General features: G+C 63.8%; 21 protein-coding genes, 1 tRNA gene and 2 pseudogenes. 14 read left to right on the top strand and 10 right to left on the bottom strand.

Going from position 1 to position 23,160, the window contains the following annotated elements; all coding sequences use genetic code 11:
* Positions 1-64: 64 nt before the first annotated feature.
* Together KY500_RS01840 and argS are read right to left on the bottom strand one after the other, a co-directional pair.
* On the bottom strand, positions 65-856 hold the full coding sequence (locus tag KY500_RS01840) for a DUF2993 domain-containing protein (RefSeq protein WP_219902109.1): 792 nt from the start codon (positions 854-856) through the stop codon (positions 65-67).
* Positions 857-868: 12 nt separating this feature from the next.
* Positions 869-2,545 carry an arginine--tRNA ligase gene (argS, locus tag KY500_RS01835; protein ID WP_219902108.1) on the bottom strand — a complete coding sequence of 559 codons (1,677 nt, stop codon included), beginning with the start codon at positions 2,543-2,545 and terminating at the stop codon, positions 869-871.
* Between the two features lie 43 nt (positions 2,546-2,588).
* Between argS and KY500_RS01830 the strand changes: the two genes are divergently transcribed.
* The 3 genes from KY500_RS01830 (at position 2,589) to KY500_RS01820 (ending at position 5,050) form a co-directional block, all read left to right on the top strand.
* Positions 2,589-3,236, top strand: a complete 648-nt coding sequence (locus KY500_RS01830; RefSeq protein ID WP_219902107.1) for an iron ABC transporter ATP-binding protein — start codon at positions 2,589-2,591, stop codon at positions 3,234-3,236.
* A 109-nt stretch (positions 3,237-3,345) separates the two neighbouring features.
* Positions 3,346-4,887, top strand: a complete 1,542-nt coding sequence (locus KY500_RS01825) for an HNH endonuclease signature motif containing protein (RefSeq protein WP_219902106.1) — start codon at positions 3,346-3,348, stop codon at positions 4,885-4,887.
* A gap of 91 nt (positions 4,888-4,978) precedes the next feature.
* Positions 4,979-5,050: transfer RNA gene (locus KY500_RS01820), tRNA-Arg, on the top strand.
* Between the two features lie 32 nt (positions 5,051-5,082).
* Here the strand turns inward: KY500_RS01820 and KY500_RS01815 are convergent.
* Positions 5,083-5,712 (bottom strand): recombinase family protein, encoded by a 630-nt coding sequence (locus KY500_RS01815; protein WP_219902105.1) that lies wholly within the window; start codon positions 5,710-5,712, stop codon positions 5,083-5,085.
* Positions 5,713-6,146: 434 nt separating this feature from the next.
* Here KY500_RS01815 and KY500_RS01810 point away from each other — a divergent pair.
* A protein-coding gene (locus KY500_RS01810) for an IS3 family transposase (protein WP_219901418.1) occupies positions 6,147-7,291 on the top strand; the annotation gives its coding sequence in 2 pieces (ribosomal slippage) (positions 6,147-6,426 and positions 6,426-7,291; 1,146 coding nt in all).
* A gap of 66 nt (positions 7,292-7,357) precedes the next feature.
* A complete protein-coding gene (locus KY500_RS19695; protein WP_219902104.1) occupies positions 7,358-7,507 on the top strand; it encodes an ANTAR domain-containing protein in 150 nt (49 codons plus the stop codon).
* A gap of 46 nt (positions 7,508-7,553) precedes the next feature.
* Here KY500_RS19695 and KY500_RS01800 read toward each other — a convergent pair whose 3' ends face one another.
* The 3 genes from KY500_RS01800 to KY500_RS01790 form a co-directional block, all read right to left on the bottom strand.
* Positions 7,554-7,898: an ATP-dependent DNA ligase gene (locus KY500_RS01800; RefSeq protein ID WP_219902103.1), complete on the bottom strand. Its 345-nt coding sequence runs from the start codon at positions 7,896-7,898 to the stop codon at positions 7,554-7,556.
* A 623-nt stretch (positions 7,899-8,521) separates the two neighbouring features.
* A complete protein-coding gene (locus tag KY500_RS01795) occupies positions 8,522-9,148 on the bottom strand; it encodes a recombinase family protein (RefSeq protein ID WP_219902102.1) in 627 nt (208 codons plus the stop codon).
* Positions 9,149-10,089: 941 nt separating this feature from the next.
* Positions 10,090-11,100 carry a hypothetical protein gene (locus KY500_RS01790; protein WP_219902101.1) on the bottom strand — a complete coding sequence of 337 codons (1,011 nt, stop codon included), beginning with the start codon at positions 11,098-11,100 and terminating at the stop codon, positions 10,090-10,092.
* A gap of 376 nt (positions 11,101-11,476) precedes the next feature.
* On the opposite strand from KY500_RS01790, the gene KY500_RS01785 reads away from it, so the two are divergent.
* The 9 genes and pseudogenes from KY500_RS01785 (at position 11,477) to KY500_RS01745 (ending at position 17,320) form a co-directional block, all read left to right on the top strand.
* The gene (locus KY500_RS01785; RefSeq protein WP_219902100.1) at positions 11,477-12,676 is read left to right on the top strand and encodes an IS30 family transposase; all 1,200 of its coding nucleotides are present in this window, start codon (positions 11,477-11,479) and stop codon (positions 12,674-12,676) included.
* Positions 12,677-12,770: 94 nt separating this feature from the next.
* Positions 12,771-13,112 (top strand): PadR family transcriptional regulator, encoded by a 342-nt coding sequence (locus KY500_RS01780; RefSeq protein ID WP_219902099.1) that lies wholly within the window; start codon positions 12,771-12,773, stop codon positions 13,110-13,112.
* Positions 13,099-13,677, top strand: a complete 579-nt coding sequence (locus KY500_RS01775; RefSeq protein ID WP_219902098.1) for a hypothetical protein — start codon at positions 13,099-13,101, stop codon at positions 13,675-13,677. Before KY500_RS01780 ends, KY500_RS01775 begins: the two co-directional genes overlap by 14 nt.
* Before the next feature lie 223 nt (positions 13,678-13,900).
* A pseudogene (locus tag KY500_RS19085) lies at positions 13,901-14,164 on the top strand (IS30 family transposase); the annotation flags it as partial.
* A 77-nt stretch (positions 14,165-14,241) separates the two neighbouring features.
* A pseudogene (locus KY500_RS01765) lies at positions 14,242-14,514 on the top strand (IS982 family transposase); the annotation flags it as partial.
* 313 nt (positions 14,515-14,827) lie between these two features.
* On the top strand, positions 14,828-15,706 hold the full coding sequence (locus tag KY500_RS01760) for an FUSC family protein (RefSeq protein WP_219902097.1): 879 nt from the start codon (positions 14,828-14,830) through the stop codon (positions 15,704-15,706).
* Positions 15,707-15,855: 149 nt separating this feature from the next.
* Positions 15,856-16,137 (top strand): SDR family NAD(P)-dependent oxidoreductase, encoded by a 282-nt coding sequence (locus tag KY500_RS01755; RefSeq protein ID WP_219903237.1) that lies wholly within the window; start codon positions 15,856-15,858, stop codon positions 16,135-16,137.
* Entirely contained in the window at positions 16,080-16,505 is a 426-nt protein-coding gene (locus KY500_RS19080; protein WP_255579902.1) for an SDR family oxidoreductase, read from the top strand. The genes KY500_RS01755 and KY500_RS19080 overlap by 58 nt, the downstream gene beginning before the upstream one ends.
* Positions 16,506-17,014: 509 nt before the next feature.
* Positions 17,015-17,320: a hypothetical protein gene (locus KY500_RS01745; RefSeq protein ID WP_219902096.1), complete on the top strand. Its 306-nt coding sequence runs from the start codon at positions 17,015-17,017 to the stop codon at positions 17,318-17,320.
* Between the two features lie 277 nt (positions 17,321-17,597).
* Here the strand turns inward: KY500_RS01745 and KY500_RS01740 are convergent, their stop codons facing one another.
* From KY500_RS01740 to KY500_RS01725, 4 genes are read right to left on the bottom strand one after another with little or no spacing between them, the layout of a single operon-like run.
* A complete protein-coding gene (locus tag KY500_RS01740; protein WP_219902095.1) occupies positions 17,598-18,962 on the bottom strand; it encodes a sugar ABC transporter substrate-binding protein in 1,365 nt (454 codons plus the stop codon).
* A 44-nt stretch (positions 18,963-19,006) separates the two neighbouring features.
* Positions 19,007-19,963: a carbohydrate ABC transporter permease gene (locus KY500_RS01735; protein ID WP_219902094.1), complete on the bottom strand. Its 957-nt coding sequence runs from the start codon at positions 19,961-19,963 to the stop codon at positions 19,007-19,009.
* A gap of 7 nt (positions 19,964-19,970) precedes the next feature.
* Positions 19,971-20,924, bottom strand: coding sequence for a carbohydrate ABC transporter permease (locus KY500_RS01730; protein ID WP_219902093.1), 954 nt, complete (start codon positions 20,922-20,924; stop codon positions 19,971-19,973).
* Between the two features lie 5 nt (positions 20,925-20,929).
* The gene (locus tag KY500_RS01725) at positions 20,930-23,104 is read right to left on the bottom strand and encodes an alpha-galactosidase (RefSeq protein ID WP_219902092.1); all 2,175 of its coding nucleotides are present in this window, start codon (positions 23,102-23,104) and stop codon (positions 20,930-20,932) included.
* Positions 23,105-23,160: the final 56 nt, after the last annotated feature.

The following is a 23,160-nucleotide window of genomic DNA, read 5'->3' as shown; positions in this document are numbered from 1 at the left end:
GACGCGCCGAAAGGGGCGCGGGAATCTACCGGAATTCTAGCGACTGCGAGTTGCGCACGCCGAATCAAGCGGGGGAACAGCTGCCCAGGGTGGTGAGCGACTGTTCGGTGAGCGTCAATGTGCTCGACTCCAGCGTAATGGTTACTCGCTCAGGAGTTGTCTCCACGTCGCTGAGGGTGACCCCCTGCGGCAGGTAGCCGGCCACGCACACGCTGATCGGGTCGCCGCCGAGCACCAGGTCCACCAGCCGACTCACGTCCAGGCCGCCTGAGCCCGCAGTGACCTCGGCGCCGGTGGGAGTGAGCACCAGGGCGTCGGGGGTGACGCTCGGCCCGGCCGTGGCCTGGTAGCCGATCGGCACGCCGAAGATGCTGAGCTCGCCCGTGTAGGTGACCTGGTCGGTGCCGAGTTCGAGCTGGGCGTCGCGCGCCTCGGGGGCGGCATCCGCCTCGGTCAGCGCGGTCTGCAGCAGGGAGTTGAGGGCGTCCTGGTCGAGCTCGATGGCTCCGTCGACGTGGCCGATGGGCTGGCTCGTGTCGGTGGGCACATCGGTGGCGTCAATCGACACGGATGCCGGCACGCCGTTCACCGCCAGCTCCGGAGCGGTCAGCTGCACCCTTTCGAAGCTGCCGCTGAGGTACTGGAAGATAACCGAGGTTCCACCGAGGGCCACGTTCACGTCACCCGAGACACCCTCGGGCAGCTTGGCGTCGATCTCGCTCGCGATGCGATTCTCGGCGTAGCCACGGAGCCCGGCATCGACGGCGAAGAAGATTCCGACGAGGGCGAGTATCGCCACGACCACCACCAGCAGGCGGCGGGCCGGGCGTCGTCGTTTCGGCGTCGTGGCAGTCAAGCGCGCGACTGCTTACATGCGCTCGGGCGCCGAGACGCCGAGCAGGCCGAGGCCGTTGCGGATGACCTGGCCGGTGGCGTCGTTCAGCCACAGGCGGGTGCGGTGCAGGTCGGTGACGGGCTCGTCGCCCAGCGGGATGACGCGGCAGTTGTCGTACCAGCGGTGGTAGTAGCCGGCGACCTCTTCGATGTAGCGGGCGATGCGGTGGGGCTCGCGCAGCTCGGCGGCCTGGGCCACCACGCGCGGGTATTCCTGCAGCACGCCCAGCAGCGCCGATTCGCTGTCGTGGGTGAGCAGTTCGGGGGCGAACGCGCTACGGTCTACGCCGGAATCCACGGCGTTGCGGCCCACGGAGCAGGTGCGGGCGTGCGCGTACTGCACGTAGAACACCGGATTCTCGTTGGTGCGCTTGCCGAGCAGGTCCAGGTCGATGTCCAGCTGCGAGTCGCTCGAGGATCGCACCAGCGAGTACCGGCCGGCGTCCACGCCCACGGCGTCGACGAGGTCGTCGAGGGTGACGATGGTGCCGGCACGCTTGGACATGCGCACGGGCTCGCCACCCTTGAGCAGGTTGACCATCTGGCCGATCAGGATCTGCAGGTTGACGCCGGGCACGTCGCCGAACGCCTCGACCATGGCCATCATGCGGCCGATGTAGCCGTGGTGGTCGGCGCCGAGCATGATCAGGTTCTGGTCGAAGCCGCGCTCACGCTTGTCGAGGTAGTAGCCCAGGTCGCCCGAGATGTAGGCCGGTTCGCCGTTCGAGCGGATGATGACGCGGTCGCGGTCGTCACCGAAGGTGGTGGTGCGCAGCCAGATGGCGCCATCCGCTTCGAAGATGTGGCCAAGCTCGCGCAGGCGCGCGATGGCCTTGTCGACGGCGCCGGACTCGTGCAGGGAGTCTTCGTGGAAGAACACATCGAAGTCGACTCCGAAGCCGTGCAGCTTCTCCTTGATCTCCGTGAACATGAGGTCGACGCCGATGGCGCGGAAGATTTCCTGCTGTTCCTCGCGGGGCAGGCTCGCGATGTCGCCCTCGTAGATCTCCACGACCTTGGCGGCGATGTCGCCGATGTACGCTCCGCCGTAGCCGTCCTCCGGGGTGGGCTCACCCAGGTAGGCCGCGAGCACGCTGCGGGCGAACCGGTCGATCTGGGAGCCGTGGTCGTTGAAGTAGTACTCGCGCGTCACATCCGCGCCTTCGGCCTTGAGCACGCGGGCGAGGCTGTCGCCCACGGCTGCCCAGCGCACGCCTCCCATGTGGATGGGTCCGGTGGGGTTGGCCGAGACGAACTCGAGGTTGATCTTGATGCCGTCGTACATGTGGCCGGTGCCGTAGGCCTCGCCGGCGTTGACGATGGTCCGCGCGAGGGCGCCGGCAGCGGATGCTTCGAGGCGGATGTTGATGAAGCCGGGGCCGGCGACCTCTACGGACGCGACCTCGGGCATGGCTTCAAGGCCGGCGGCGAGCTCGGCCGCCACGGCGCGCGGGTTTGTGCCCAGCGGCTTGGCGATCTTCATGGACACGCTCGACGCCCAGTCGCCGTGGTCGCGGTTGCGCGGGCGCTCCAGCGACACGTCGGCGAGGCTCAAAGACAGATCTGCGACCTCGAGGCCTTCCCCGCGTCGACGCTCAACCAGGTCGTTGACGAGGTTGAGCAGGGACTGAGAAAGTTCGGCAGGGGTCACGGCGAACAAGCTTACCCGGCGTCCCACTTGGTAAGGTCAACGCGTGACCCACTCCCGCACGTCTTCCCTCGCCACCGGCCGCCGACTGCGCGCTGGACTCGCCCTCTCCGGCGCTACCCTCGCACTGTTCGCCCTGGCGGGATGCGCGCCGGCCGGTGGCTCAGGATCAACGGCGACGCCGTCGGCCAGCAGCTCCGCCACCGGCAAGCCCACGGCGACGGCCACCGCCACCGCTGAGCCCACCGAGTCGGCCACGCCGTCGCCCGCCGCCGAAGGTGCCGCCGTCGACAAGACCTGCGACGGTATCCTCACCGCCGATGACGTGTACGCGATCAACCCCAACTACAGCGTGGACCCCAACTACGCGCCGACGAGCGACACCGCCGTGACCGCCACCACGTATAGCGGTGTGTCCTGCGGGTGGATCAACCAGTCCAGCGGTGAGGTTATCGAGGTCTCGCTGGCCATGCCGAATGAGACTCTGACGAACACCCTCAAGGATGCGGCTCTCGCCGACGGCGACATCGTTCCCACCTACGGCACCGCCCCTGAGGTGGAGGGCTACTTCAGTAAGTCCGCCAGCACCGCCCAGGTTTTCACCAAGGGCTACTGGGTAGCCGTCGCCTCCCCCGGCATGGCGGAGCCCGGCGACGCCGAGCGCATCGTCGTCTCGGTTCTCGGCAACCTGTAGCTGGTCGCGTGGAGGGGCGCCCCTCCTCCACAGGCGGCTGTCTTTTCGGGTTCTCCACCGCTGATTTACTGGGATGCACGGTGTCGGTGGCTGGTGATTCACTGTCCCTATGGCCACCTCGAATGCCACACCAGACAGCACCCCGGAAGACTCCCCCGACGGGTCCTCCAATGACTACGTCGATCCGGTCGCCGAAGCCATCAGCGTGGTCATCGACCCGCTGATCGCCAACGCGAAGGTCATCGCCGCCGCGTATGCCGAACGCACCCGGTTGCTGGCCGAGCTGGACCAGCTCGGCCACGACCGGTGGATCATCGCCGGCCTCGCCGGTGACCCAATCGAGTCCGGCCGCAACGACCCAGACACCGGGAAACACGGTCCGGCGTGGGCCGACGAAGAACTCGCCCGTCGGGCCTTGGCAGCCGAGGTCGGCTGCGCGCTGCGGATGAACTTCCAGACCGCAGGCATGATGATCTGCGACGCCGCCCGCCTCACAGAGCAGCTCCCTTTGTTCCACCAGGCTCTAGCCGACGGCCGGATCGGGTGGGGCCACGTTATGAAGTTGATGGAGGTCACGGCATCACTCCCCCTTGACCTGCCCGACCATGTGTTGCCGCGACTGGAAGAGATGACGTTGACGGCTGCCGAGAAACTCACCCCCGGCAAGTTCGCCAAGGTCGCCCGGGAACTCCTCGAAGCCCTGCACCCCGTGCCGCTCCAAGACCGCGTCAACGCGGGCATCCGTGAGCGCCGGGTGGTGCTCCGCCCCGATGCCAACGGTATGTCGTGGCTGAACGCCTATCTCAAGGCCGACGAGGCCCAGGCGATCTATGAGCGCCTCACCCAGATTGCCAAGGCCGTCAACGACGACGACACCGCGACACCGGAGCCGCACCCACCAACGAACACTGACACTGACACGGAGGCGGTACCGATCGTGTGCCGCACTCGCGACCAACGCCGAGCGGACGCCTACCGCGATCTACTCCTGGACGGCATCGGAGCCGACGGCACACTCGGCCGCGGCATCCGCGGCACCGTGCACATCACCGTCCCAGTGCTCACCCTCCTCGGCCAGAGCCAACAACCCGCCATCCTCGACGGCTACGGGCCGATCGACCTGGAAACCGCCCGGCGCCTCACGGGTACGGCGACAAGTTTCACCCGCATCCTCACCCACCCGCACACCGGCTGCACCCTCTCCGTCGACCGGGACTCGCACAACCCGCCGGCGGACCTCCGCCGGTACGTGCAGATCCGCGACAACACCTGTCAGGCCCCGGGCTGTAACCGCCAAGCGATCCACAGCGAGATCGACCACACCCAAGCCTGGAGCGCCGGCGGCCCCACCAGCGCCGGCAACCTCGTCAGCCTGTGCCGGCCCGACCACAGGCTCAAACACCAAAGCAGCTTCACAACCCGCCAAGCGCCCGACGGCACCCTCACCTGGACCACCCCCGGCGGCAAAACCTACACAAACCCCCGCGCCCAGGACCTCGTCCGCGCCGCCCTCCAGCCGCCCACACCCGGGCAGCCACCCACGAAGGGGACGCCGGACGCTGCAGGACCGGCATCCACACCGACTTCACCACCCCTAACCTCACCGGCCTCCGAGCCTCCGCCCAAGACCGACGAGACCCCACCCTTCTAGGCCGCCGTCACGCGCCCGGTGCGCCTCGACTTCCCTGCCCACGTGAGGGGCCAACACCGCAGCCCAGGGATGCTAACCTAGAGGTTCCTGGGCCCCCATAGCTCAGGGGATAGAGCACTGCCCTCCGGAGGCAGGGGCGGCAGTTCGAATCTGCCTGGGGGCACACTTTTCCCACGTCACGCTACGAAGTGCACGTTAGGCGGCGTCGCCGCTTTCCGGTGTCTCGTCGCCGGATTGATCTGGCATCAATCCCAGGGCACGGGCGCGGCGGTAGAACGTGGCGCGGGACATACCGAAGTCGCGCACGACCTGTGCCGTCGGTTCTCCGGCTTCCATGAGTCGATTGGCGTTGCGGATCTGTCGGTTCGTGATTCTTCGTGGCCGGCCACCAAGGTTCTTGCCGGCCTTTCGGCGCCTATCGATCGAGTCGAGCACGCGTTCACGCTTGATTTCGTGCTCCATCTGCCCCAGAGCAGCCATGGTCGTGAACAGCATGGGTCCCGGCGGTGTCGCCGTGTCGACATCGCCGCCGCAGAAATTGAGGACCCGAAGCTCAACCCCGCGGCCGCTCAGGCCCTCGGCGAACGCGAGCACGTTCTGCGTCGATTTACCCAGCCGGTCCAAAGACACGATCACGAATGTGTCACCGGGCTCAAGCGCGGTGACGGCGACATCAAGCTGAGGACGAGGTGCTCGAGCTCCGGAATTCCCTTCATCGACATAGAGGTCATCGCGCCGAACGCCGGCCGCCAAGAGCTCGGCCCGCTGTCCGTCCGTGGCACCGTTTCTAGTCGATATTCGCGCGTAACCGATCAGCTTCTTCACGATGCTCCTTCGCTGTCTCATAACTAACGATGCGCACCGCAATTTGGTCACGGGGTTACGCGACGTAGTTATGTGACTCTCCGGAACCCATTAATCACCGATATTGTCGTTTCTCGTACTCGATTGCACGGATCTTCCCGCTCGTCTGCACGGCGCCAGATCACGGTGCACTTGTCGCTCTTCGTGCTGGTCTGCACGAATTTGCACACCTCTGAACAGCTCGTCCGGCTCGAGACAGCTCACAGAAATTGGCATATTGACGCATTCGGGGTACGTGGTTCAGAATGAATGCGAGCCTCGCCACCCGAAATTGAGGCGGAAAGCCAGGCTTGAATGACCATCGAAAGCCAGCAACCATTCAGGCGATCGGGACTGCCCCCGGTTTAGTTGACTCCTAACCTGTGGAGATTCGTCTTCGCTGGAAAGATGTCAACATGCCCAAGCCCTACCCACCCGAGTTCCGCCGTGACGTCGTTGCGGTCGCCCGGAAGAACGAAGCACCGCTGAAACAGATCGCGAAGGACTTCGGAATCTCCGAATCCTGCCTGGCGAACTGGCTGAAGAAAGCCGACGTCGAAGAAGGCGTCAAGCCGGGCGTGACCGAGAAGGAATCCGCCGAGCTGCGAGAAGCGAAGAAACGCATTCGACTGCTCGAGCAGGAAGCCGAGGTCATGCGCCGCGCTGTGGCCTACCTGTCCCGGGACGTCAACCCAAAATGATGTACCCGCTGGTCCTCGAACTGGCCGTCGACGGTGTTCCCGTCACGGTGACCTGCCGGGTCTTGCGCTTCTCTAAACAAGCGTTCTACCAATGGAAGCGCAACCCCGTCTCGCAGCGCGATTGGGACGACGCCCACCTCACCAACGCTGCCTGGGACGCCCACCACGATGACCCCGCGTTCGGCTACCGCTTCATCGCCGACGAACTCCACCAAGCCGGCCTCACCGCGGGCGAGAACCGGGTCTGGCGGATCTGCTCCCAGCAGCGGCTCTGGAGCGTGTTTGCGAAGAAACGTGGCCTCACGCGCAAGGCGGGCCCGCCCGTGCACGACGATCTCGTCGAGCGGAAATTCACCGCGACACGCCCGAACCAGCTTTGGCTGACCGACATCACCGAGCACCGCACGGACGAGGGCAAGCTCTACCTCTGCGCGATCAAGGACGTCTACTCGAACAAGATCGTCGGCTACTCCATCGACTCCAGAATGAAAGCCTCTCTGGCCGTCGCCGCTGCCCGCAATGCGATCGGCCAGCGCACCATCGCAGGCACGATCCTGCACTCCGATCGTGGCTCTCAATTCCGCTCGAACGCCTTCGTGCGGGTGCTGAAGAACAACGGCATCACCGGCTCGATGGGCCGCGTCGGCGCATGCGGTGACAACGCCGCGATGGAGTCATTCTTCGCGCTGCTACAGAAGAACGTCCTCGATCGGCAGCGATGGGCGACGAGGGATGAACTACGCCTCGCGATCGTTGTCTGGATCGAGCGGACCTACCACCGCAAGCGCCGGCAACGCCGCCTTGGCAAGCTCACCCCCATCGAGTTTGAGACAATAAACGTGGCCCTCAAAGCCGCGTGAAACCACTAACCCATTGAGTCAACTGAACTCGGGGCAGTCCCATCCACCAGCTGGTACAACTCTGAGGTGCACCAAGCAACCGGAGTGATCATTGCTCAGACCCACACTGATCCAGACCATGCCTTGCAACGCCTCGTGGACTATGCGGAATCCACAGGACTATCTGTGGATGCGGTGGCCGCGGACGTTATCGCTTGCAGGATTGCTTTCACCTAACGCCTTTGGTTGTCTTCCGGCGTGGGGCTGCTCCTCGTAGAATCCATCAGTGCTCTCTGAGCGAGGCAAGCAAGTGCTGGCCAGCGCTGGCGGACAGTGGCTCGGGCAAGACGGTTAGGCCATCGGGGGTGCTCGCGGAACCGAGCAATGCACTGATCCACTCTGGATTGATCCTGGGCGTGTGACTGCTGGAGTAGACGTAGACGAGAGAAACTCCGGGGTAGACCCAGATCACATTTCTACTGCCGCTCCCGGCACTCGCCTCGTCCCGCCAGGTGAAATGAAAGCCCTCTTTGTGGCGCAACTTGCTAGCGATGACTGCTTGCAGGTGAGCGAGGGTCCGATCATCGAAGAAGATCGTCAGGTTCGAGTTGTAGATCAAGTGTCCCATTTGGGCGTCTCATTCAGTTTGTAAATATGACTGGTGCCCCTCCACTCCACATCGCGTAGGCCTCGCAACGATCACACTGTATCCACCTATTCGAATTCTCGCGCCGGCTTCACAGGGATGGATGCTGTGAGTTCCGGTGCCCCCGGGTTACCGTGTCCATATGCGGGACAACACAGCGGATGTCGCTCTGATGCGGCAACGGATTCGGGTCTGCGAGGACGCATGCGATGTCCTCATTCACGTGAGCGAAGACTGCGCCGACGCGTGCCTAGGTCTGGGCGATAACGGGGAAGGCACCGCTTGTTTCCTCGCCGCCCTGGATTGCGTAGAGATCAGCCTGGCGGCGACGCGGATTCTGTCCTGTACAACGAGTAAGCACCACGCTGCTGCGATCGCCATCCTGAACGCGTGTCTGCGTTGCTGTGCGATTCCGGAAACGATCCCCGTGCGCCCAGAGGGCGCTCCCTTGTCGTCGTGGCTTTCATCGCGTACCGCGACAATATGCCCGATGACCGGGCGTCATGCGCTCGAGGCGGTGTCTCAGACAACCGCAGCATCCCAAGTGCGGGTAACGCAATATCCTTGCTTCGCTTTGCCCGTGCACGTGAGCGGTGCCGGTGGGCTTAGGAATGCACCTTTCGCCTTGAGATGACTCTCTCGCCGTCGGGTCTGAGTTCTCCGGATGGCGACACGTGCCGATACAGCGTTTGCCGGGTGACGCCGAGCTCTGTGCAGAGCTCGCCCACCTTCGTCTCCTTCTGACCCATGGCGGCCATCGCCAGGCGGACCTTGGCCGGCGTCATTTTGAACGGGCGCCCGCCGGTCCTGCCGCGCGCGCGCGCCGCCGCGAGTCCCGCAATGGTGCGTTCGGAGATGAGCGCGCGCTCGAACTCTGCGAGGGCGGCGAAGATGCCGAAGACGAGCTTGCCGGGTGCGGTTGTGGTGTCGATGGCTGCGCCCTCCCCGGTGAGAACTTTGAGGCCGACGCCACGGTCGGTGAGGTCGTGAACCGTGTTCACGAGGTGGTGCAGGTCACGACCGAGACGGTCGAGCTTCCAGACGAGGAGGGTGTCGCCTTTTCGAAGTGCTTTCAGGCAGGCCGCCAAGTGTGGGCGATCGTCTTTCTTCCCGGAGGCCTGATCCTCGTAAAGATGATCGGCCTTGACACCGGCGGATAAGAGCGCGTCTCGTTGCAGATCGGTGCTCTGTGACCCGTCAGCCTTCGAGACTCGCACGTATCCGACGAGCATGATCGACCCCTGTCATTTATACGTTCGATTACGTGACAACGCAGTGACGACTCCGCTGAAAACTGTGGAGTTCGACGCTCTTTGGCGGTGTTCTGTGATCGCTCCGTGTCGCACAACGCATGGGTTAAGACACAGTCGGGTTTCGAGACATTGGCGCTTGGTTCAGGTGCCTTCTTCCGGCGGTTCCTTAAGGCTGTTACAACAAGCTCATTGATGTGACGTCTAGCGCTTGATTGGTTTCCACAGTGGCGGGCCCTCAGGTTCCGGCACAGTTTCCGGCTGCACCCTTTGCATCCGGACTGACGACCGGAGAAACAAGAACGCCAACGCCCCATCGAGGACCGCGTCAGCGGCGTAGTTGAACGTAAGTTCCGTGGGCATTGAAATCGCGGAGTAGACGTTAGTGGCAGCACTGAGGACAAATAGCGAGCCAACAATGAAGCCAGATCGAGGCCGAGAGGTCATCCGCCACCGGGCGCGGGGCGCCGCGAGAGGTTCGCCCGCACCGCGGAAGGATCGTGTTCCGCCGAAAACCAACAGGATAAGAAGTGCGTTTCCGATCACCCAGCCGGCCGGCCACGGAATCAGGGGGAGGAAAAACAGGCCATTGAGCGCGAGCAAGATGTTGCAGGCGACAACGTAAGCAATTTTCCAACGTGTCTGTCGAATGCGGAGCATCTCGTGAACCTAGCAGCGCCAGCGCCGCCTATGACGGAATGTATTGCGAACGATATTCAATGCCGGAGAAAATGAACACTTTCAGTCCCTACCTGGGGGTGCCCGCGATGGCCTTGATGGGGAGTGGAGTTCTTGCGTTCATGATGAGTATGGTGCTGTGGGCATACTCCAACTCACCACCAAAACGAGCATGGGACGCTGACTAGCTGCGTCACGTAACCCATGGGTTTCGACACTCTGAGGTTGTGAGACACCCGCCGCCGCTAGGCGTCGGAAGCGATCATCGTTGACAGGACTGCGGCAGGGATTTCGGGGGCCTTCAGCGAGAGCGCGAATTGTTTGCCATTGGTGAGGTTGATGATGATTCCGGCGCCGGCGCGGAGGATGATTGCTGATTTGCCTGGCATGAATCGGTAGCCCCAGCCGCCCCATTGCGTGGGTTCCAGAATGTCGGTGCGAACTGACTCGATGGCCGTCAGCGGAATTGACTTCAGCGAGATTCCCAATATCCCCGTAACGACTTTGAGACCGCGCCAGTCGGCACTTATGCGCAGTCGCGCGAACGCCAGCAACGGTACGGAGATGACCGCCAAGACCGCTGCGCCCCAGAGATCTTCTCCCGCTGTGCCGTTGCGCGCTGCGAGGAAGAACAGGACCGCTGCGGTGATTAGAAGCGCAAGGCTTGTCAGAGCGAATAGCGGCACCGTTACGGTCGTGATCCACGCGGCAGTTTCAGTAGGTGCAATAGTGACCACCACAGCGGGCGATTGGGGTGCATCGTCCACCCACCGATGTGCGATCAGGAAAGGGATTAGGCCGTACCCCATCAGCACCATGAGAAGCAGGGGCCACGCACCCACCTCGGGCTCGGCATTCGCGCCGGCGGAGATTGTTGAACCCGCAACCAGCAGCCAGGCGCCGCACGCTAGTCCGGCGGCGAACCCGGCCCACAAGAATGTTGTCCGACGACTCCGGGCTGCGCCCGGTCGAAGCGCGATCGTTGCCGTGATCGCCGAACCGAGGGAAATTAGCGTGAGGAGGGCGATCGCGACCCCCGTCGGCCACGTCGAGCTCACGCCATCGCTACCCCACTGACGGGGCAGGTCGGTCGGGAGTAAATTCCTCCACGCTGCCAACGTTGTCGCGATAGCGACCAGTGGCGCCCAGAGCGTGGACGCCGCGACGACATCACGAATGCCCGCTTGCCCGGGTTTGTGTGTATTCACGATGAGGCGCTTTCTCTCAATGAGGCTGATTGTGAAACGCGGCGACAATCAGTCTCCTGTGGGCTGGCGCAAATCTATCCGCTCTGGGAGGCTCCGAAGATGGTTATGCCAACCACCGCGGCGGTGATGAATGCCATGATCAGCCACCCTTGCCATGTTCGCGGTCCCCAGCCGAAGCCGATTTTCTTCGGACCGAACCATGCTTCCTTTTCGGGCACTACGGCCCCCCTATTCGCGGACAATTGGTATACCAACTCGGTCCGATTCTTGCGGTAACCCTACCGCCACGAACGCGCCAACGGGTTGTTCTCATGTCGATTTCTTCTGCGCCTCGTTGTTCCGCAGCGGGCTCGATACAGAAGATGGCAAATACCTCGCTGCCTCATATCCCATCGGCGGCTTCAAGGGGTCGTAGCAACACCGTATGAGTGAGGTGTTGGTGATGGCGTCGAGAGTGGTCATGAAGGAACGCGAGAACCTGTTCTGGGAACGGGTTCGCGAGGGCATGTCGGCGGCGGCCGCGTGTGAATCTATGGGAGTGAATCGCAAACAGGGATACCGGTGGATCAAGGCCGCCGGCGGTCGAATACCCGTCCCGGCCGTGCCGGCGTCGGGGCGCTATATGGGTCAAGAGGAGCGTCTGCGCATCGCAGATCTGCGGCTGGGCGGCGCCGGTGTGCGCGCGATCGCCCGGGATCTGGGGCGCTCCGCGTCGACGATCAGCCGTGAGCTGCGTCGCAATTGCCACCCGACAACGCGCAGCTACCGACCCTATGCCGCACACAAACGCTGCGTGATCAGAGCCGGCCGGCCCAAGCCGAGCAAGCTCGACGACCGGCTGCTGGCCGCCGTCGTGGAGGAGCGGTTGCGGAAGAACTGGAGTCCGCAGCAGATCAGTGATGACCTCGCGGTCGTGTTCGCCGGCCAGGCCGAGCTCCAGGTTTCGCACGAGTCGATCTATCAAAGCCTCTACGTTCAGAGCCGCGGTTACGTCGGAGTGCGCCTGCATCGGCACCTGCGACGGGGCCGTTCCGCCCGGAAACCACGGGGAACACAGCTGAACGCGCCGGGCAAGATCCGCGACAAGGTGATGCTGAGCGAACGGCCCACAGAGGCCAACGACCGGAAGGTCGCCGGCCACTGGGAGGGCGATCTGATCGTCGGATCCGCGTCCGGATCGGCAATCGCGACTCTCGTTGAACGCACGACCCGGTTCGTTGTCCTGGTGCACCTGCCCAACGGCCACAGCTCCGCTGCGCTTCACGACGGGCTCATCGACGCGCTGGACGGCCTGCCAATGCTGTTGCGGCGTTCGTTGACGTGGGATCAGGGAACCGAACTGGCCCGGCACGTGGAGATCACCAAAGCTACCGGCGTTCCGATCTACTTCTGCGATCCAGCCTCGCCCTGGCAACGCGGCTCGAACGAGAACACCAACGGCCTGCTGCGACAGTACTTCCCGAAGGGCACCGACTTGAACGCCCACAGCCCTCAACGCCTTCTCGAAGTGGCCACGGAACTCAACGATCGACCCCGCAGAACCCTCAAACGCAGCACCCCGGCTGACCTGCTCAGCGAGCTAGTCTCGAGGAAAGAAATAGCCCCTGTTGCTACGACCGTTTGAAATCGCACATCGGATACGACACAGTCGGGATACGAGACAGTGATTAGTCACCGCAGCCTGTCGGTAACTTGTTTCGCATGCTAGCGTGTCTCACATGATAGCCGAGATTGGTTCGCAGCTTAGGAAGGGTGTGGTCGAGTACTGCATACTCGGCTCTCTCTCCCGCGAGCCGATGTATGGGTGGCAACTAGCCGAGTCTCTGTCCGCCCCCGGCGTCATCGCCGGCATCGGCACCCTGTACCCGGTACTGACCCGCCTTCGTGAAGGTGGATTCATCACGGCATTCGAGAAGAGCTCGGGTGTGGGTCCCGTTCGGAAGTACTACCGTCTGACACCGGCAGGCATACAGAAGCTCGCGGCGTTCCGCGAGCAATGGCCGAGTTTCGTTACGACGGTGTCGAACTTTGTGGGAGAGGAAAAGAGTGTCGAGCACTGAACAACCCGTGGAAGTTGCCGCCTACCTTCACCAGCTGGATGTTGCGCTTGCGGACGTCCCGAAGAGTACTGCCGGTGAGATCCGCCTGGGCATCGCTGAAGAGCTGGCGTCACTCCCGCCGGATGAAGCACGGGATCGCATTATTCAGCTCGGCGATCCAACATTCATTGCCTCGGAGGCCCGGGAGGGCGCTGAACCGCCGCAGGCAAGATCCGGCCTCAGCTCGCGTGTCTACGTCATTGTCGCTTCGCTCGCGGTCGCTGTTGGCGGGCTCATTGTGCCGATCGTGGGGTGGGTCGTGGGTTACATACTGGTGTGGCTCTCACCCGCATGGCGCCGATGGGAGAAAGTTGTCGCCATCGTCGCACCCCCGGGAGCAGGCCTCCTCATCGCCGGCTACTTTACGATCGCGGAGCTGCAGTCCCGTGCCGCGATGGCTCTGCCAAGCGATCAGCTGGTGCTGCCACTTGCTTCTGTGGTCATTTGGAACGCCACGGTAGCGTTCGCGCTAGCGAACCTCGCAATTGGCGTCTGGCTTCTGGTGCGAGCGCTCCGCCGCCAGTGATTTGACTCGGAACAACGGCCACCAGGATCCTTCTTGGGTCAGCAAGGTGAGGCCGAACGACCTCGTGGTTCTTGAGGTCACCGAGCAGAGTCGAATCAGTCTGCCCAGCCGGTGTCCGGCTCGACGGAGCCGATAGTGTTAACGCCAACTAAAAACAGGGCCATAAACGCCTGGCGAGTTCTAGGTCTCGTCGCAACACTCCACCAAGATTTGGAGTGTGAAGATGGCCAGACGTGGGCGCAAGAGAAACCTCAACCGCGAAGACGAGTCTTGGAAACTCATCCTTGCCGGGATCGGACCGATCGCCGCCGCGAAGCGCGTCGGGATCGGACGCACGACCGGTCACCGTTGGAGATCTCAACGTGGTGGGATCGCGCCGCTACGACTTGCTGAGGCAGACAGACACGAACGGTACCTGAGCCTGATCGAACGTGATCGGATCGCTTTGTTCAGGCGAGACGGATTCTCCATCCGGGAGATCTCCAGGCGACTTGGCCGATCACCGTCGACGATCAGCCGCAAGCTTCGCCGCAATATGCGAAAACACGACCGCGGCCAGTACGTTTCATCACCGACGAACTCGGCGCGCACCTCATCCGGCCCGACCGAAAGGACGAGAAGAAACGCTTTGGCAAACTCGGCGGCATCCGCCAATGGGTCGAGTCCGTCTTCGACACCCTCAAAGGCCAACTCACCCTCGAAGACCACGGCGGACGCACCCTCCTGGGGCTCTACTCCCGCGTCGCCGGCCGACTACTCGCCCTCGCCGCCGGAATCTGGCACAACTGGCTTATCCAAGCACCCAACAAACGATCCCTCATCGCCTACGACCATTAGGACTCACTCATCTAGGGCGCGGACAGGCGTGGCCAACAGCCCAGGCACCCTCCCGCGCATCTTGCGGGGGTAGCATACGACACGGATCTTCGGGGCGTCTTCTGCCATAAGGATAATGGTGCTCGTTCGGCGGTGCGGGGTAAATTCGCGACGGTATCGTAGGTATTTAAGCTGATCTTTTCAGCCGTCCGCAGGCTGAGAGCGGGTACTCCCGCTTACCACCAACCCATGCAAAGGCAACGACACCATGGTGATCTTTAGCCGTCCACGACCCGGGACCCTGCCCACAACGCTCAAGCTCTTGGTGGCAATCATGATTCCATCGGTCATCGTGAGCGTGCTCGGAGGGGCCTCGGCCAGCATGGGATTCGGACTGGCCATGGGCCTGGGGATGGCGGTCACTCCCGTGAGCAAGCCGCGCCAGGCAGCACTGCTGGTGATCATAGGTGCCGCACTGGGCGGGATGGCGTCCCTGGCGGGTTCAACACCCTGGGCCGTCGCGGTTCTCATGTTCGTCTCAGCAGTCCTCTCTGCAGCCACCAACAAGCGCTCAGCCGGACTGCTCTCGCTGACTCCGGTCATGGTTATCCTCTTTGGGCCCGGCCCGATCAACTTAACCTGGTGGGCCGCGGTGCTGTGGATTCTTGCCGGAGGGGTGGCCGGAGCCCTGATCACCCGCCTGCTCAAGTTCCAGGCCCCGACCCTTCCGGTGGAAAAGCGCACCGCGTGGGAACACGGGATCGCGGTGGGTCTGTTGTGTGCCGCGATCATGTACTGGACCTTGACCAACAACATCCCCCACGGGTACTGGGTCGCGGTGACCGTCCTGATGGCCCTGCGGCCGCTAGCCAATCAGCGGCGCGAGACCCTCAACGGACGCCTCATCGGCACCTTCCTGGGCGCAATGATCGCCTTGCTGGCGGTGTTGTTCCTGCCCGTCTGGGGCGCAGTCATAGTGGCTGTACTGTGCCTGTTCTTCCTTGTCTGGTATTCCATGGGCGGGGCATACCTCATGCAAGCACTGGCCTTAACGCCGATGCTGTTGATCTTCGCCTCCCTTGGCGATGTCGAGCGCGGATTCGAGCTGACCATTGAGCGAGTCATTTTCACGGTCGTTGGAATCGCCGCAGCAGTCTTGGTCGCCTTGTTGCTGCGGCGCTGGGAATCACGGCGCGAGGCCCTATCCGGATAGGACCGCCACACCACCCCTATTACGACAGTAGATTTACCCAGAAAGAAGAGCGTTCCACTGCTTTTTGAAAACCAAGTAGCCCTCGTCACGGCAGCCGGAGCCAGCATCGGACGCGCCATTGCCCTGCGTCTGGCTGCCACGGTGCCTCGATCATCGTCTCGGACGTCAACGACGAAGCCGGCGCCGAAACCGTGGCGCTCATAGAGGCCGCCGGAGGACGAGCGGCCTACAAGCACGCCAATGTCGCCGACGCCGAAGAGGTCGACGCGCTGGTTCCCTTCTCCCTGGAATCCTTCAGCCGTTTGGACATGGCGGTGAACAACGCCGGTGTCGGCGCGACGCCCAAGCCGGTCCAGGACACTACCGCCGCGGACTGGGACCGGACCATCAACGTCACCCTGCGCGGCACCTTCCTGGCCAGTCAATCCTAGATCACCCACTTCCTGGAACAGGGACGTGGTTCGATCGTGAACATCGCCCCGCTGGCAGGCATCAGCGCCACCCCGCATTTGAACCCTATGGTGCCGCAAAGCACGGCGTGGTTTCCCTGACCCGCAGCGTAGCCAAGGAAACAGCCGAACAAGGCATCCGCATCAACGCCGTGGCCCCCGGTGCCATTGAAACCGCGGCGCTGGCTTCCCTGCCTGCCGAGGCCAAGGCCGCCTACGCCGCCGAGATCCCTATGGAGCATCTGGGCCAGCCCGAGGACATCGCCAACGCGACCGCTTTCCTCCTTTCTGACCAGGCCTCCTTCATCACCGGCGTCGTGCTGCGCGTGGACGGCGGAACCGAGGCCTAAGCATGAAATCAGCCGCGCAGCAAGTAGCCCTGGTTCCGCGGAGCCGAGGGATTAGTGGGTCTCGCTGATCGTGCTCACCGAAACCGGGCAATGGTCCGCGTAGACGCTGCGGTCTTAGGGACATCCCCTCGTACCGATCAACTTCACACGGAAGCCGCCCCCAAATCGGCTACGCATGCAATCCAAAAACGATCGTTTCTAAGCTGCGGGGAATCCACCGCTGAAGGGTGTGGGCTGCTGCGCTATGTGGCGGCATTCTGTGATCGATATTTGGCGCATCGATCTGGTTGCCACGATGGCTCCGAGGGCGGCTCGCGTCTTGTATCCCATGAGTTGTGAGACGTCCCGCCGACTGGATTCTCGTCACCTAGGAATCAACATTTGTGCACCCGATGCGGTTACGTCCCCGTGAGTCACGCAAGTCCGCAAAACTCACCGCCGCCCGTCAGCTCGCACGCGAGAAGTCGGCGCAGTTTCGGAAACGTGAGGACAAGCTAGAGTCCATAGCCGTGGATTACTTCGCCTATATGGAACAGATCGGTGACGTGAACGAGTTCGCCGGAAAAGAGGTTGCGCGCATCCGCGCGCAAACCGAAGCGTACACGGCTGACCGACGCCGAAGCGCTGACGCAGCGATTGCGCAAATGGTGGCCGCCGGGGCTGCCTGCGCGGAGGTCGCCGGGCGTCTCGGGATCGCGACACGCGACGTAAAGCGGGCAGCGCCGACCCCTGCATCTCCCGCCAAAACCGGAGCCGGGAATGCGGCACCGGGCGAACATCGCACTGAGCAGGAAAGTACGCCGGTCGGCCAGTAGGCGTTAGGTTCCGGGTTGGCTTTTTGGGTCTGCCCGAGAGGCGGTTAGAGCAGTCGCGGGTGCGATTCTTCTACCCCCGCGAGAGCGGCGCTCATTCGCTCGGGGTCCCGCCCGTGGGTGAGGATTACGTCTCTCAGATCGCGGGAGCGCTGCGCGCGTTCCTCGCGGGCTAGACCATTGAACTGCCATGCTGACCATTTGTTGTTGACCGGCGACAACACCAACGCGGCGACTACCGGGCGGAGGCAGTCGCCGCGTTCGCGGATCGTGGAAAGGGTCAGTCGATGGCGAAGAGCCTGTCGACCTCGGCCGCGGCCTCCTTGAGCGTCTCGGGTTCGGCTTCAAAGATGAGCACCTGCTCCACGGCGGGCTCCATGATCGCGAGCACATCCACCCAGTGGTTGGCGATCGGCGCGAGTTCGGTGGACCCGGCGGCGACGGCGTCGAAGTAGACCGAGACGTCGATGCCGGCGGCGCTGAAGGCCTCACGTGCCTTCTCGCTCGAGCTGTTCAGGGCCGGGAAGACCACCGCGGCCGCGGCGACGACGTCCTGGCAGGCCTCGGTGGACATGTAGCCCACCCACTTCTTGGACAGCTCGGGGTTCTTGGTGGAGGCAAGCACCGAGTCGGCGAGGCCGTTGAGCACGCCGACGCGCTCACCTGTGGGGCCGGTCGGCAGCGGGGCGATTCCGGCGTCGATGCCCTCGAAACCGTAGTAGCTGCGGGCGTTCCAGCTGCCGTCGGTGACGAGCGCGTAGCTGCCTGCGCCGAAGGCATCCTTGATGCCAACGCCGGAGGACGCGGCCTGGTAGCTCGGCATGTAGCCCTTCTCGATCAGCGAACGCCACCAGGCGATGGTGTCGATGTACTCGTCGGCGGCGTAGTTGAAGTCGGTGCCGAACGGGTTCTTGTCGGAGTACTCCCAGCCGGCGCTGAGCGCGTACATGCTCCACTGAGTCTGGCCGAACGCGCCGATGCCCGACTTCGACTTGAGGCCGAGGCCGTACACCTCGACGTTGTCGGGGTCGTAGCCTGCCTCGTCGCCGCGCACGCCGTTCTTGTCGATTGACAGGTGCGCAATGGTGTCCTCCCAGGTACCGCCGTCTTCAGGGTTCCAATCCAGATTTGCCAGGCTCTTCGGGGTGAGGCCCCCCTCGGTGAGATAGGCCTCGTTGTAGATGGTGGCGACGGTGTCCCAGTCCTTCGGCATACCGTAACGGTCGCCGTCTTCACCGACCCAAAGCTCGGGGATGCCTGCCTGATAGTCGTCGAAGTCGATGCCTTCGCTCTCTACGACGTCGTCGAGGGCGAGCAGCTGACCGGTGCTGGCCAACTGCGGAAAGAACGACGGGTGGTTGGTGATCACGTCGGGGGCATTGCCGCCGACCAGGCTGGTGGTGAGCGTCTGGAAGTAGTCGTCGTACCCGTACTGCTCGATCTTGATGCTGGTTCCAGGGTTCGCCGCCTCGAAATCGGTGGCGCACTGCTGGTAGGCGGTCTGCTGGTTGGAGTCCCAGAGCCAGTAGGTGATCGAACCTTTGGCATCTGCGCCGGCATCGCTGCCTCCGCCGCCCGAGCAGGCGGTCAGAGCAAGCAGCGGCATTGCTGCGAGAAGCGCAAGTGCTCTCGTGGTCTTCTTCATTTCTTTCCCTTTCGTGGTGCAGGTGGTTGGTGTGCTGTGGGGAACTATTTGACGCCGGAGTAGCCGATTGAATTGATCACCCGGCGGCCGAGGAAGACGAACATGATGAGGATGGGCAGCGCAGCGATCAGGGTCGCCGCCATCAGGCCAGCCCAGTCCGGCCCACCCTGTGGGGTCTGCGACCTGAAGACACCGAGCGCGACGGTGAGAACCCGCACCTCTTCTTCCCGGCCCACCAGCTGCGGCCAGAAATACTCGTTCCACGAGGTGATGTACGTGAGGATGGCGAGGGTCGCGATCGGCGCTGAACCCAACGGCAAGATCACCTGGAAGAACCGGCGCAGCGGTCCCGCGCCATCGATGATCGCCGCCTCCTCTACTTCCCGGCTGATGCCGAGGAAGAACTGGCGCAGGAAGAAGATCGCGAACGGGGTCATCAACAGCGTCGGCAAGATGATGCCAGCGTAGGTGTTGAGCAGGCCCAATTCGCGGATGGTGACGAAGTTGGGGATGGTGGTGAAGATCGGCGGCACCATAAGGGCGGCAATGAAGGTGGAGAACACCAGGTCACGACCGCGCCACTGCAGACGGGCGAACGCGTACGCGGCCATCGAGCAGAACAGCACCTGGCCGATCGTGGTGACGGTGGCCACGATCAGGGAATTGCGCAGGTAGGCCCAGAAGTTGATGGATGCGCCCGAGCCGCCTTCCGCGAGCGCCTCGGCTGGGGTGGCCAGGCCCAGCACTCGCTCGTAGGCGCCGAAGGTGAAGTCCACGGGCAGTAGCGAACCTGGGTCGCTGCCTAGCGAGGTGGAGGTGGAGAACGAGGTGCGCAGCATCCAGTAGAACGGAATGAGAGTGATGAGCATGACCCCGCCGAGGGCTACCCAGGCCAAGGTCCGGCCCACGGTGAATTTGGGCTTGGCACGTCGGCCCGGGCGCCGGGGCCGGGTCAGCTCTTGGGGGTCGGTGACTGCCGGGGCGTTGATAATCGTTGTCATGGTCGGCTCATCCCAGGTCGGATTTGTTGGCGCGGGTCAGGCGCAATTGCACGAAGGTGAAAACGGCGAGCAAGACGAAGAGCGCGAGCGCCATTGCCGAGCCGTAACCGAAATCGAATCGGTTGAAGGCCATGTCGAAGATGTAGTAGTTGATCACCCGGGTTGAGTTGACCGGGCCGCCCTGCGTGGTAACCGCGATGGTGTCGAAGATCTGGAACGACCCGGTGACAGTGACCACGAGCACCATCGCCAGCACCGGCCGCAGCAGGGGAAGCGTGATGCTGCGGAACATCCGCAGCTCGGAGCCGCCGTCGATGGCTCCAGCCTCGTAGACGTCCTTGGGGATGGCCTGGAGTCCGGCGAAGATCAGCAGCGCGGTGTAGCCCATGTGCCGCCAGACATTGATGAAGGCGACGGTCGGAATGGCCCACTCGCTTTCACCGAAGAAGGCGACCCGGTCAAGCCCGATGCCGTCGATGATCTCGTTCACGATGCCGAACTGAAAGTCGAACATGTAGAACCAGACCAGCGCCGCGATCACGTTGGCGATCAGGTACGGCAGCATCACGACGCCGCGCACCACCATTGACTGGGTGAGCCGCTGCATGAGAACCGCGATGCCCAGGGCGAGCACAGTCTGCAAGCCGATGTTGATCAGGACGTACCAGCTCGTGGTGCCGAGCGCGTTCCAGAACAGGGGGTCGTTGAGTAGCCGCTTGTAGTTCTCCAGCCCGATGAACTCGGGCGCGGTGAGCAGGTCGAAGTCGGTGAAGCTGTAATAGAGCCCGCTCAGTGCAGGCCAGAGGTAGAACGCGATGAAGCCGATGAGCGCGGGGGCCACGAACAGCCAGGCGGCGATCGCTTCCCGTCGCTTCAGGCCGAACAGATTCTTCTTCGAGCGCGGGGGCGCAGGCATCCGGGCCGGGCTGGCTGCCCGGCGAGTGGTGGCAGGTGCAGTCATCGGACTCAGCCTTCCGTGCAAGTGATCGAGGTGACGTGCACCAGGGCGAGATGTTCGGGCGCGAGTGCCGGCGCCTGCAGGCCCACCCGGGCCAGGGTCAGTCCACTCAGCTCGATGCCGTCAACCCACCAGGCCGGGGCGGCGTGGTGGTTGAAGGTGAGGATGCCGGTGCCAGGAGCCAACGGCGCAACCCGGTACACGCGTTCAGGGTCCAGCCCGGGCAGGCGCACCATCCCGGGCGGGTTCTGCACCGAGGTGGCCATCGCCACGAAGGAATAGAGCGCCTCGTCGCGGTCGACGGAGACAACGCCGCGCAGCCAGTACGCCTGGTCGGGGTGGTCGCCGCGCACCACGGTGCCGCGGTGCATCCAGCCGCGCATCTCTTTATAGAGCGCGATCCACTGGGTGAGCCGTTCGACCTCGTCAGCGCTGGCGAGCGAGAGATTCTGCTCGATGCCGAAGCTGCCGAAGATGGCGGTGCCGGCACGGAACGAGATGTCATGCACCCGCTTGGTGGAGTGCGCGGTGTCTGCACCCACGTGCGAACCGATGAGTTCGGGCGGCACGGTGAGACCAGTCCAGCGTTCGATCCGCTGCCGCTCGAGGGCGTCAATGCAGTCGCTGGCCCAGATGCGGTCACTTCGTTCGAGAACTTCAAGGTCGGCGCGGGCGCCGCCAGAGGAGCAGGCTTCGATCTCCAGGCGGGGAAACCTGGAGCGCAGTTCGTCGACCAGCCGGTAGAAGGCGAGGGTCTGGTCGTGCACACCGGCGACGCCGGCACCCGGGTGGCCCGCATCGACCAGGTCGCGGTTGTGGTCCCACTTGATGAAATCGATGTCATACCGGGCGACTAGACCGCTCATGCTCTCGAGCACGTGCGCGAACGCTTCAGGGTTGGCCAAGTCGAGAACCTGCTGGAACCGCGCGGTCGGCGGCAGCCGGTACCCGGGCGACATGATCCATTCGGGGTGTTCGCGGGCCGCGTCGGAATCGGGGTTGATCATCTCGGGCTCGAACCACAGTCCGAACTGCATGCCCAGCGCACGCACCCGCTGCACGAGCGGATCCAGCCCGTCGGGCCACATAGTGTCGTCGATACGCCAGTCGCCGAGGCCGGCGGACTTGTCGCGGCGGCCGTGGAACCAGCCGTCATCGAGCACGAAGCGCTCCACGCCCACTTCGGCGGCCCGGTCGGCAAGCGCCAGCAGGGTGTCGAGGTTCTGATCGAAGTACACGGCCTCCCAGGTGTTCAGCACGACCGGGCGGGGTGATGTGGGGTAACCCACCCGGGTGCGCACGAAGGCGTGGAACCGGGCGCTGAGCTCGTCGAGTCCGGTTCCGTAGGAGGCGTAGAGCCACGGACTGGTATAGGAATCGCCGTCGTTCAGCCGGATCTCGCCGGGCAGCAGTAACTCGCCGCCGCCGACCACGCCGCGACCGTTCGGCATCCGTTCGGCGTAGGTGCGGTGGTTTCCGCTCCACGCCACCTGCACGCCCCAGACCTCACCGGTCTGGAAGCCGAAGCCAGTTGAGCCGACCGCGTACAACAGTGACGCGTCGTGTCCGGTACGACCGCGGCGGCCCTCGTTCACGTGGCTGCCGAAGGTGAAGGCGTGCCGTTGCGGGCTACTTTCCCGCACGTGCCGGCCCGTGAAGTCGAGGATCTCCTGCGCATGCAGCGGCACCGGCAGCGCCAATTGCAGGCCGTCCAGGGTGTACACACCGGCACCGGTACCGGTGACGGTGGCCCGGGAGCGCAGCACCCCGGACTCGGACAGCTCGATGACAAGCACCACCTCGAGTCCCGCATCCACATCGGCCAGGTCGGCGACGAAACGGCGGTCGGCGAACCTGGCATCCGGCGAGCCACCCACGGATGCGGCGGTAAGCGCCAGCAGCGGAGTGAAGTGGGCTCCGTCGCGGTGACCGGAAATGCCCGGCGTGCCGGCCCACCCAGCGGCCTGCTCGGGGAGCACGCCCAACGGCACGTGGACGTCGATGCTATTGGACACGATCTGGGGCCGTGCTGCCGTGGCGAGCTGCTCGAGTGCGGCCGCCGTGTCGCCATCGAGAGGTGCTCCCCAGTGCACGATCTGGGGAACCCCAAAGCCCCCCGCATCGATGACCACGCTGACACCGCCCGCCAAAAGATGGAACAGACGGGGGGTCTCTGACAACATTTTGGCTTCCTTGCCTAGGGCCCTGCGGGCTTCGTGCGACGTCTAATATTATTACG

Source organism: Cryobacterium sp. PAMC25264, from assembly GCF_019443325.1.
In the GTDB taxonomy this organism is placed as follows: Bacteria; Actinomycetota; Actinomycetes; order Actinomycetales; family Microbacteriaceae; genus Cryobacterium.
This window is presented reverse-complemented; position numbering and strand designations above follow the sequence as displayed.

Bases quoted from the DNA above. Each gene is read 5' to 3' on its own strand.
- KY500_RS01760 (WP_219902097.1), top strand. From the start codon at position 14,828: ATGATTCCATCGGTCATCGTGAGCGTGCTCGGAGGGGCCTCGGCCAGC.
- KY500_RS01825 (WP_219902106.1), top strand. From the start codon at position 3,346: ATGGCCACCTCGAATGCCACACCAGACAGCACCCCGGAAGACTCCCCC.
- KY500_RS01730 (WP_219902093.1), bottom strand. From the start codon at position 20,924: ATGACTGCACCTGCCACCACTCGCCGGGCAGCCAGCCCGGCCCGGATG.
- KY500_RS01725 (WP_219902092.1), bottom strand. From the start codon at position 23,104: ATGTTGTCAGAGACCCCCCGTCTGTTCCATCTTTTGGCGGGCGGTGTC.
- KY500_RS01785 (WP_219902100.1), top strand. From the start codon at position 11,477: ATGAGTGAGGTGTTGGTGATGGCGTCGAGAGTGGTCATGAAGGAACGC.
- KY500_RS01795 (WP_219902102.1), bottom strand. From the start codon at position 9,148: ATGCTCGTCGGATACGTGCGAGTCTCGAAGGCTGACGGGTCACAGAGC.
- KY500_RS01735 (WP_219902094.1), bottom strand. From the start codon at position 19,963: ATGACAACGATTATCAACGCCCCGGCAGTCACCGACCCCCAAGAGCTG.
- KY500_RS01800 (WP_219902103.1), bottom strand. From the start codon at position 7,898: ATGGGACACTTGATCTACAACTCGAACCTGACGATCTTCTTCGATGAT.
- KY500_RS01740 (WP_219902095.1), bottom strand. From the start codon at position 18,962: ATGAAGAAGACCACGAGAGCACTTGCGCTTCTCGCAGCAATGCCGCTG.
- KY500_RS01780 (WP_219902099.1), top strand. From the start codon at position 12,771: ATGATAGCCGAGATTGGTTCGCAGCTTAGGAAGGGTGTGGTCGAGTAC.